General features: G+C 65.9%; 4 protein-coding genes. All 4 read left to right on the forward strand.

What is annotated here, in order from left to right:
- Positions 1-192 precede the first annotated feature (192 nt).
- Positions 193-8634: a DNRLRE domain-containing protein gene (locus ACLQ3F_RS20490; RefSeq protein WP_425850840.1), complete on the forward strand. Its 8442-nt coding sequence runs from the start codon at positions 193-195 to the stop codon at positions 8632-8634.
- 688 nt (positions 8635-9322) lie between these two features.
- The gene (locus ACLQ3F_RS20495; protein WP_425850842.1) at positions 9323-9892 is read left to right on the forward strand and encodes a hypothetical protein; all 570 of its coding nucleotides are present in this window, start codon (positions 9323-9325) and stop codon (positions 9890-9892) included.
- An 83-nt stretch (positions 9893-9975) separates the two neighbouring features.
- Positions 9976-10269 carry a 4a-hydroxytetrahydrobiopterin dehydratase gene (locus ACLQ3F_RS20500; protein ID WP_425850844.1) on the forward strand — a complete coding sequence of 98 codons (294 nt, stop codon included), beginning with the start codon at positions 9976-9978 and terminating at the stop codon, positions 10267-10269.
- Complete coding sequence (locus tag ACLQ3F_RS20505) at positions 10266-11420, forward strand: FHA domain-containing protein (RefSeq protein WP_357208564.1); 1155 nt, start codon at positions 10266-10268, stop codon at positions 11418-11420. The genes ACLQ3F_RS20500 and ACLQ3F_RS20505 overlap by 4 nt, the downstream gene beginning before the upstream one ends.
- Positions 11421-11496: the final 76 nt, after the last annotated feature.

The following is an 11496-nucleotide window of genomic DNA, read 5'->3' on the forward strand; positions in this document are numbered from 1 at the left end:
ATTGGTAATGGACGCCGCCTAATTGCGGCATTGGCCGGTGTCGTGCTGGTGATATCCGGCACTCCGGCGTACGGAAAACCGGCAGGTGAAGCCGATCCGGCGCCCCGGCCCGGCACCGTACTGCGCCCCCCGACGCCGCAGGGCCGAGACGTGCCTCCCACCCCGCCAGGTCCGTCGACTGTGCTTCCCTCGGTGGCCCAGCCGACGGCCGCAGAGCCCATGCCGCCGGTGCGCCGGGTCCGCGAACTCACCGACCGCCGCACCGCGAGCACCAAGGTCTTCCTGCTGGCCGACGGGCGGATGCAGGCGGAGGCCAGTCGTGAGCCGGTCCACTACCGCGACAGCAAGGGCCGCTGGCAGGACATCAAACCGACAGTGTCGGCCGGCCGCACCTCGGGCTATCCGTACGCCGCCACCCAGAACGCGTTCGCCAGCAGGTTCGGCGACCGCAGTGACCGCGTGCTGTCGTACTCGACAGGCGACCACGGGCTGACCCTCGGGCTCGCCGGTGGTCCGCGTGCCCTGCGCCCGACGGCGAGCGGCAACCGGGTCACCTACCGGGGTGCCGTCGCCGGCGCTGACCTCGTCTACGAGGTGACGCCGTCAGCGGTGAAGGAGCAGATCGTGCTGGCCGCCCCGCCGAGCGGGCCGGCCACGTACACCTTCACGCTGGACACCGACTCGGTCCGCGCGGTGCCGCAGGCCGACGGCTCGGTGTCGTTCTTCGCCACGGACCGGCAGGGTCCGGCGCTGTTCACGATGCCTCGGCCGTACATGTACGACAGCGCTGACGACCAGGCCTCGGTGGTCGGCAAGGCGATGAGCTACCAGGTCAGCCAGCGGGTCAGCCAGCAGGACGGTCGCACGGTGGTGACGGTCGCCGCGGACGACGCCTGGCTGCGCGACGCCGCCCGTAAGTACCCGGTGGTGATCGATCCGACCATCAAGGTCCAACCCACGTTGAGCCAGGCCCAGGACGTGATGCTCGCCTCCGGTGGTCCGACGGAGAACTTCGACAGCACCTGGAAGCTGTCCGCCGGCGCCTCCACCGGGGGCACGTTCCGGTCGCTGACCAAGTTCGACCTGTCCAAGGTGCCGGCCAACACCGTGCTGGACTCGGCGCAGCTGCAGATGTACTTCGACCAGACCCACGGTGGCGCCGACGACGCCGCGATGGCGTTCGAGGCGCGTCGGGTGACCGCGGCGTGGAGCGAGACCACCGCGACGTGGAGCAACATGGGCGCCAAGTTCGCCGAGGTCGGGGAGAACCGGGAGCAGGTCGACGAGGCGGACGCCGCCAAGGTGTCCGCCAGCGGTGAGTGGGTCGGTGCCACGGCCACCGACCGCAGTCAGGCGAACAACGGCGCCTACCGGTACAACGCCGACGCGTCCACGGGTCAGACGTTCACCTGGGTGCCGCGCCTGACCGAGGACGGCCAGTACGAGGTGTACGTGCACTACGTGCCGGGCTCGGACCGGGCCACGAACGCGCCCTACACGGTGTTCCACGACGGCGGTTCGGTGGTCAAGACGGTCAACCAGACCACCGGCTCGGGCAACCAGAACTGGGTGTCGATCGGCACCTACGGCTTCAAGGCGGGCACCACGCACAAGGTGGTGCTCGGCGACGTGGCCAACAAGAAGGTCGTGGCCGACGGGGTGCGCCTGGTCAAGCGGGCCGAGGTGACCAAGCCACTGCACCAGACCAACGCCTGGCACAGCTACAGCGTCCGCTCGACGGTGCAGGGCTGGCTGGACAACCCCGCGACGAACTACGGCTTGATGATCAAGGGCAAGGACGAGACCAACACGAACGGCGGCCCACGGTACGAGTCCGGCGACTTCTCGTACGGTGGCGAGGACGACCACGGCCCGAAGTTGCTGCTCACCTGGGGCAAGCCCGGGGTCGCGCTGAACCCGGTGACAAATGTTCGGGCCACCGGCGCCGACCTGTCCTGGTCCACCTATGCCGACCCGTCGTCGTCGCCTGACGACGACCTGGTCGAGTACCAGGTGCACTCCAGCAAGACGCAGAACTTCATGCCGAACGCGTCCACCCTGGTCGCCCCGATCCGACCGGGTCGCACCACCTACTCGGACACCCACGCCACGCCCACCCCGGCGAACTCGTCGAGCCAGTTCGGCGAGGCCTACTTCTACATGGTCGCCGTGCGGTTGCGGAACGGCACGGTCATCCCGGCGCAGACCCAGATGGTGCGGCTGCCCAAGGCCGGTCAGGTCATCAGGTTCTTCACCGGGGCGGACGACAACACCCTGACCAGCCTCAAGCCGGACAACAACTGGGACAAGTTGGATGCCGGCGGCGAGCTTCAGGTCGGCAACAAGGGCTCGATCTACGGCACCAGCCGAGTGGTGATGAAGTTCCCCAACGTCACCGGGCTGCCCGCTCAGGCGAAGATCGTCAACGCGCAGGTCGGCCTGTGGGGCTGGTCCGCCGAAGGGACGGGCGTCGGCCAACAGCAGTTCCAACTGCGCGGGCTGACCCGTGACTTCAGCGAGACCACCTCGACGTGGAAGAGCGCCCAGACCGGGGTCGCCTGGACCACGGCCGGCGGCGACGCCGAGTCGACAGTGCAGTCGTCGGTCGGCTCTGTCAACGGTGACCCGGGCTGGGTCAACTGGGAGGCCGGGCCGCTGGTGCAGCGGTGGGTGGACAGCGCGAGCAACAACAAGGGTGTGCAGATCCGGCTCGCCGACGAGGCCGGTGCGGAACAACGGTCGCTGTTCCTCTCCGCCGAGGCGGCCGAGTCGTCGCTGCGGCCCCGGCTGCGGGTCATCTACACCGTGCCGAACAGCGCCAGCACCTACCACGCGCCGAACACGCCGAGCCGGATGGTCCCGGGCGACCAGTACCTGGTGCCGGTCACCGTCACCAACACCACGTCGTCGGTGTGGTCGCCGTCAGACTGGGTCCTGTCGTACCACTGGGCGCTTCAGGACGGCACCCCTGCCCCCAACGCGGGCAACCCGATCGAGACGCCCCTGCCGTCGGCGCAGGCGCCCGGCGGTGTGGTCACCATCAACGCCACAGTGAAGGCCCCCGCCGGCGGTGGTGACGGCGATCGCCGCGAGGACTACGTCCTGAAGTGGGAACTACGTAACAAGACCTCCGGGCAGTGGTTGTCGGCAGGCACCCAGATCGAACCCCTCGACCAGGCGGTGGCCGTCGAGGACCCGACCTCCGACCAGCTCGGGCTGGAAAAGTTTTACCAGTACGCGGGCGGCAGCGCAGGCTCCGGCTCGTCGCTGATGGTCAACCAGTTCTCGGGTAACGCCGTCTTCGGCTACAACCCGCTGGCCAATCCGAGCCGGGGTGTGTCGACGTTCGTCCGGCTGACCTACAACAGCCAGGACACGTCCACCTCGTCGATGGGTTTGGGCTGGTCGTTGTCCACATCGAGTGCGGTCCGGCTCGGTTCCCCGTTGCAGTTCCGGGGCGGGGACAGCACGTGGCCGCAGCAGGCCGCGATGACCGACGGTGACGGCACCACCCACTTGTTCAACCTGGACAAGCACAACAGCGCGAATACCGCTGACTGGCGCTACGTGCAGCCCGCCGGGGTGCACCTGTACCTGCAACGCACCGGCAGCGGCGACACCAGCCAGGCGTGGACGATGACGCGCCCGGACCGCAGCCAGTTCATCTTCGACGAGCAGGGCTACCAGAGTGCCGTGCGGGACCGCAACGGCAACCAGCTCCTGTTCACCTACGAGCGGATGCAGGTCGACTACCGCGACACCGCGGTGCTGCGCTACCTGACCGATCCGGACAACCGGCGGACGTTGTCGCTGGACTACTACGCCGCGGGAGACAGCTACACCGCATTCGTCAACGGCACGAAGCAGAGCCTGACGAACCTGCAGAACCGGCGGATCATCAACCAGCTCAAGTCGATCACCGACGTGAGCGGGCGGGTGATGTCCTTCGTCTACAGCGACGGTGGACTGCTCCGGGAGGTCACCGACGGGTCCGGCACCGCCGACGCCAAGCCCTTCGGCTTCGTCTACGACGAGTCACAGGGGCCGCAGAACGCCCGCCTGACCAGGGTGACCGACCCGCGTACGGCCGTGACGAAGGTCGCCTACAACGAGGCCGGTGATCAGTTCCTGCAGGGCAAGGTGAGCATGCTCACCGACCGGTTGCTCAAGAACACCCTGGTGGACTACCAGGACCCGGACGGCGGTGCCAGTAACGGGGTGATCACCACGGTGACCGATCCCAAGGGCCGGGCCACCGAGAGCATGATCGACGGTTTCGGCCGGGCCACGCGCATCACCAACGCCAAGAACCAGGCCACCCTCCTGGGCTGGGACGCCGACAACAACGTCTCCCGAATGGAGGAGGCGAATGGGGCGATCACCACCTGGCGGTTCGACCAGGTGACCGGCTACCCGCTGGAGATCAAGGATCCCGAGGCCAACCGGAACAACACCCCTGGCCTGCGGATGGACTACAGGTACGGGTTAGCCGGGCACACCGCCGAGCTGACCGACAAGTACTCGCCGGAGGGTCGGCACTGGAACTTCGGCTATGACAGCGTCGGCAACCTCACCTCAGTGACCGACCCCAAGGGCACGGCGACGAGCACAGAAGGTGACTACACCTCGAGCTACGCGTACGACCCGTTCGGGCGGATGACCACTGCGACGGACGCCAACAGGCACAGTACCGGTTACGCGGACTACGACCCGGTCGGTTATCCACGGACGATCACCAACCCGTTGACCGAGGTCACGAAGTACACCTACTCGTCGATCGGCAGCGTGCTCACCGTCACCGTCACCGACCCGAAACAGCACACTGCGACCTACACGTACGACAGCCTCGGTCGTCCGTTGACGCAGAAGGTTCCGAAGGACGCCGCAAACGGCGTCTACATCACCACCCCGGCACCGGTCTACGACAAGAACGACAATGTCACCGACCAGACGTCACCGACCGGCGCGGTGACCACCGCGGTCTACGACGCGCTGGACCGGCCGAGCACGGTCACCACACCGAAGGACACCTCCACCTCCGAGGCGTCGACCACCAAGTACGAGTACGACCAGGTGGGCAACGTCATCAAGGTCACCGAGCCGAAGGGCATGCTGACTCCGGCCGACACGCTGGACTACGCCACCGTGTACGTCTACGACGAGCTGAACCGGCCCAAGGAGGTCACCGACGCGCTGACCGGGCGGGTCACCATCGACTACGACCTGGCCGGCAACGTCAGGCAGCAGACCGACCAGCGAAAGAACGCGACGTCCGATCCCAACGACTGGACCGCGCAGTTCACCTACGACCTGAACCGCCGGATCAAGACGACGATCGACCCGAAGGGCAACTCCACGGGCGTCGAGTACGACCGGGACGGCAACCCGACCGTCTCGATCGACCAGGACGGCAACCGGGCGCAGATGAGTTACGACGAACGCTCGGCGCTGATCGAGGAGAAGGTGCCGTACCAGTCGGTCAGTGGCACGATCACCTACCGCACCACAAAGTACGAGTACGACGAGGTCGGCAACCTCAGCCGGCAGATAAGCCCGCGCGGGGTCGAGACCACTGACGATCCGGACGACTTCGCGACCGTCACGCTCTACGACAAGCTGAACCGGGTCCGTGAGGTCCAGCAACCGTACGACCGGGACGACTCTCAGTTTGTCACGCCGCCGGTCACGACGTACCACTACGACGCAACCGGAAACCTCGAGCGAATTTCCGCGCCGCCGTCGAACGGGCAGTCGGCCCGCAACGACACCACGCAGACGTTCTTCGACAACGGCTGGATTCGCAGCTCGAAGGATGTCGGCTGGAACATCACCACCACGTACGGCTACGACGACAACGGTGCGCAGACCTCTCGGTCGGTCGCCGGCGCCAGCGGCACGCCGCGTCAGATGAACTGGACCTACTTCCCCGACGGCAAGAAGAAGACGCAGTCCGACAACGGCGCCGGCTCCAGCACGCCCAGCAAGAACTTCGCCTACGAGTACGACGTCAACAGCAATCTCGCCAAGATGCTGGACACGAGCACCGGGGCGGCGATCGACACGTATGCCGTGTCGTACGACCAGATCAACCGCGTCGCCAGCGTGGAGGAGAAGAAGAGCACGGCGGTCAAGAACACCACCACCTTCACGTATGAGCCCAACGATCTGCTCAAGAAGCGCACCCACGACACGCAGATCTCCGAGTACACCTACGAGGCCGAGCGGGATCTCGCCTCCGAGATCAAGAACTCGACGTCGCCGACGGACCCGAAGCCGAAGTACACGCGCTACACCTACACCAAGCGCGGGCAGACGGCGACCGAGACCAAGGGCAACGGCAATGTCGTCACCACCGACTACTTCCTCAACGGCTCGGTGCAGAGCCAGGTCGAGAAGAAGTCCGGGGGCGCGGTGGTCAACCAACACACGTACGAGTACGCGGCCAACGGGCAGAAGTCCAAGGATGTCTCGCACAAGCAGAACGCGGACAACCGCACCGCGTACGTCGACACCACCAGCACCTTCGCCTACGACCCGCAGGACCGGGTCCGTACGGTCACCAAGACCGGCGGCGGAGCGGGTACAGAGAGCTACGTGCACGACGCCAACAGCAACGTCGTCAAGCAGACCGTCAGCGGTGTCACCACCGACTTCGAGTACGACAAGAATCGCCTGACGAAGGCCATCGCCGACACTGTGGCAGCCACATACGCCTACGACCCGTACGGCCGGCTCAAGACGGTGACCTCGCTCGGGACCACTGTGGAGAGCTACACCTACGACGGCTTCGACCATGTCGTAACCAACGTCAAGAACCCGGGCAACAAGACAACGACCTACACCTACGACCCGTTGGACCGGCAGGCGACCCGAACCTACGGCGGCAAGACCACCACGTACGCGTATCTCGGGCTGACGGGCGACATCTCCGCCGAGTTGGAGGGCACCAAGGTCGTCAAGTCCTACCAGCGCGGTCCGGGCGGTGACCTGTTGTCGCAGGTGAAGACCAACACAGACAGCACTCAGGAGGACTCGTACGTCGGTTACGACGGGTCGTCCGACGTCGGGCAGATCACCGACGACAAGGGCGACGGTCGGGCCACCTACGGCTACACCGCCTACGGCAAGAACGACGCCGGCCAATTCACTGGCGTGGACAAGCCCGACGCCGGTAACCCGGAGAACCCGGACAAGGCGCCCTACAACGCGTACCGGTTCCAGTCCAAGCGGTTCGACCAGTCGACCGGCGATTACGACATGGGCTTCCGTGACTACGACCCGGGCATCAACCAGTTCCTCTCCCGGGACTCGTACAACGGGGCGCTTGACGATCTGGGGCTCGCGGTCGACCCGTACACCGGCAACCGGTACGCGTTCGCCGGTGGCAACCCGATCAGCAACGTCGAACTGGACGGCCACAACTGGCTGTCGGACGCCGCGGGCGAGGTCGGTGACTTCGTGAAGGATGCCGCCTCGGCAATCGGCTCCGACGCCAAGGGAGTTGCGGAGGGTTTCGCGCAGACTGTCTACGACACCGCGGTCGGCGGCAACCCCCTGGTCGACAAGGACACCAGCGAGGCGGCCAAGGCTCGCGGCAACGCGCGCGGGGACACGCTGAAGAAGACGCTGAGCAACCCGGGTCAGGCCGTCAAGGACTGGTCCGACGGCCTGACCAACGACGTCAAGTCAGGTCACCCGGGCCGAGCGGCTGGTCACCTGCTGTTTGACGCGTTCAGCATCGCCGCCGGCGGCGGCGGCGGGGGAGGCGCTGCCAAGGGAGGCGCGGCTGCGGGTGCCAAGGGTGGCGTCCGTACCGGGGCCGGTGACGCCGGGAAGCTCGGTTCGCGGACGGGCGCGAACTGCCTGTCCAACAGCTTCGTGCCGGGCACCGCGGTGCTGATGGCCAACGGCAGTACCAAGCCCATCGAGGAAGTCCTCCTCGGCGACCTGGTGCTGGCCACCTCCCCTGAGACGGGCGAGACCGAGGCCAAGCCGGTCACCAGGCTGATCCGCGGTGAGGGCGAGCGGGACCTGGTGGACATCGCCGTCGCCTTGGACGGCGAGGCCGCCGACATCACCGCGACCGCTGGTCACCCGTTCTGGGTGGAGGACGAGCAGCGGTGGATCGAGGCCGGGCAGTTGCTCAACGGTGATCAGGTGGTCAGCTCGGATGGCCGTGAGCTGTCCGTGGTGAGCACGCGCCGGTGGACGGAGTACACGACGGTCTACAACCTCACCGTCGAAGACATCCACACGTATTATGTCGTCGCAGGCGAGACGCCGGTACTCGTTCACAACTGTGGAACATCACTTGACGACCTTGCGGCAGCAGGCAAGGCGCCCGACAAGAATGGCTTCACTCGTGCCGGATTCGAGCAGCAGAAGCACGGCAATCGTGCAACAAATAATGGCCAGTGGGCCGTTCCTGGCGGAAAGAAAAATCCGACCGGCTGGAACGGCGTCGGACAAGACACTTTAGAGGATATTCTCACGCATCCAAAGACGGCCACTCAAAGCTACGCGAACAGGGCTGGCGACAACGTGATGGAATTTCTCCTGCCAGACAAGGGGGCGCAGTTCCGGCAACCCGGTGGTGTCGGTAACTGGGTACTCCACTCCTTCAGGGAGAGCTAGGTCATGACTGTTCACCAACACGGTGATGCTCTCATTGAGATCACTGTGCTCAGCGACAGGGAATCTGATGGCTGGATGGCTGAGGTGTGGGATTTGACGCCCCAGACTGGGGGAGAGGTTATGCATTACCACCAGTCGCCGGCCGGCGAATTATCGATCGACCTGTTGGGAAATCGAGTTCCGGTGGATTTCGTGACGTGGTCCGTGGCGGTAGTGAGGGACGAATTAGCTGACTATCGGTAGGATTGGCGAACCATTGCTGATGGGTGTGCCGGCGTCAGCGAGTTGGTGCAGCCGTCCGCATGGGACGGAGTGGCCCGGCTTCGGTAGAGGCGCCTTCCCAGGCGTGATGCCAATTCGAGTCAGATCCTTTGAAGATGAATGACTAACCTCGACATGATGTTGGCTACGGTGATCCGGGGTGGACGGCGATGACCGCGCCGTCCACCCCGGCTCGGGGGCGATTTTTGACAGAGCCCGCTCGACATGACTGGCAGGCACTTGTGGAATATCGCGATGACCTCCACGGCAGATGGCGCGGCGAGCGCCCTGTTGTTAATGTCATGGAGAAGGCTGACGTACTAATAGGAAGGACGTCTTTCCGCTAGTCACCTCCATGCTGTGCGAGGCTGCTGAACGAACCAACCGGTTCCATGCCTTCAGCAGAATCATTAGGCGGCTGACAGGCATGGAAATCCTTCTTAATCAAGAGTTCGACGTGACCGTAAAAGCGATTAGGCCATGGGGAATTGAAGTTGAGTTCCCAGGCGGAATCCGAGGCGTGATCGACAATACCAAGAACCCCGCTTGGTCATCGGCCGACCAGGCTCCCGGTATTGGTGCTTTGCTCCACGTAGTCGTAATTGACGACCAGCGTGACCCCGTTCGGCTAAGTGCTCTCGATGTTGACCTGAACATTGCTCGGACAAAGGCGGCTATTGGTGCAGCCAGAGACCTTATTCGTGCCACCGATGATGCCGGCACCCGACGGATGCCTGATGTGGCGCGCGAGTACATAGAGCAGGTGACGTTCGCGTCGGCCGACGAGATTGTCGCGATGTTGCGAGAGGTTCTGGCGGATGACTGGATGGCACTGGCGCCATGGGCTCGCAATTTGGCGTACCGCCTTGCCTGTCTCCAGCGTCCGGACGACTTAGATCTTCTGCGAGAGGCGGCGGCGGATCTTCTCTCATTCGGCCCGGATTGGGACGACCATGCGGAACGACTCAAGGATCAGGCGAACCGATTGATGAAGTAAGATCTGAGGACGGTACGGTCAGGGATTGATACGGACCGGAGGCGCGTCCGGCTCTCCGGAGGCACCACCGGTAGGGTCTGGTCATGGCAGACCTGCTCACCGCGGACGCGGTGCGAGAAGAGCTGAGCCGGTTGCCCGACTGGTCGGGTGACCCGACCGGCATCGGTCGTAGCGTCCAGCTCGGCAGTTTCCCGGCGGCCATCGCGGTGGTGGACCGGGTGGCGACGGTGGCCGAGGAGCTCGACCACCATCCCGACATCGACATCCGATGGCGGACCCTGACCTTCCGCTGTGTCACGTACTCGGCCGGTGGGGTCACCCACCGGGACATCGAGCTGGCCCGGCGAATTGACGACATCGTCCGGAGTGCGGCATGAGATTCGAGATCAGCAAGGTTCTGGATGCCATCGAGGGCCGGGTCTGCACGGACCCGTCACTGGCCCGAGCCGTGATCGACCTGGCCGAGGTGATCCGCTACCAGGACATCGACGGTGGTCGGCCGGCCAGCCTGCTGCGCCTCGGCATGGTCATCGACGCGCTCTCCCGCGAGCTGGAGGAGGACAGCGTCCAGGTCTACGCGGTGGTGCACCGGGCGTTGCTCTCCGACGCCGACCTCACCTCCAACGAGCGGATGGTCGTCCGCCGCTGGGCCGACGACGGGCTCGTCGAGGTGCTGGACAACCCGGGTGACCGGATGTTGGAGGTCGCCGACCTGCTCGGGTTGCCGGTGCTCAGCCGGGTCCGCTTCGACGGGCTGCGCGGGCGTTTCCCGTGGCTGGTCGAGCAGCCCGGTCGGGTGGTCGCGCCGGTGCCGGGCGCCGGCGGGCCGGTGTTCATCGCGCACGTCGGTGGTGGCCACTCGCCGGTGGCCGGCAAACGGTCGCCGACCGGCGTCAAGCTGCTGGCCCGCCAGTGGCGCTGCCCGGAGTCGGGCTGCGCGCTGTTCGGCGGCGGTGGTGGGGGTGGCGCGTTCGCCGACCTCGCCGGGGGTGCCGACCGCAGCCCCGCCGCGCAGCCGCCGCCCGCGCTGCGCAACGGCGTGCCGACCTGCCCCCGACACGGCGTACGGCTCGGTGACGGCGGCCCGCGTCCGCGTACCGAGGTGCTCGCGGTGCGCGTCGGCGGCCTGGTCCGACGGCGGTTCGTGCTCAGCGAGGAACAGCCGATCGTGGCAGGTCGGGCTCCCGAGCAGGACGGCGGGATCATGCTCGGCCAGTGGCTCAACGACGAGGCCCGGCGCTGGATCAGCCGTGGTCACGTCCGCTTCGAGCTGCGGGTCGGCGAGGTCATCGTGACCGACGTCAGCACCAACGGCTCGGGCATCCGGCCGGGCGGTTCGATGACCGAGTCGGACCGGATCCCGCTGGCGCCGCAGCAGTCCCGGGTGCTGGGCGAGAACGACATGATCGAGCTGTACCCGGGGGTGCAGATCGGTCGGGCCGAGGAGCTGCCCACCGGTGCCCCGTTCACTCCCACCTCAGTGATGGCCGAGGCACCCACGATGGCGATGCGCCTGCCCCGCCCCTGACCCCCACCCGGTCGATCATGAAGTTATTTAGACACCAACCCCCGCGGCCCGGGGGAAAAAAAACGATAGTCGGCAG

Origin of the sequence: Micromonospora sp. DT15, assembly GCF_049841475.1 — a bacterium.
In the GTDB taxonomy this organism is placed as follows: Bacteria; Actinomycetota; Actinomycetes; order Mycobacteriales; family Micromonosporaceae; genus Micromonospora.

Excerpts from the sequence above, each read along its gene's own strand:
- ACLQ3F_RS20495 (WP_425850842.1), top strand. The coding sequence starts at position 9,323 with ATGGAAATCCTTCTTAATCAAGAGTTCGACGTGACCGTAAAAGCGATT.
- ACLQ3F_RS20505 (WP_357208564.1), top strand. The coding sequence starts at position 10,266 with ATGAGATTCGAGATCAGCAAGGTTCTGGATGCCATCGAGGGCCGGGTC.
- ACLQ3F_RS20500 (WP_425850844.1), top strand. The coding sequence starts at position 9,976 with ATGGCAGACCTGCTCACCGCGGACGCGGTGCGAGAAGAGCTGAGCCGG.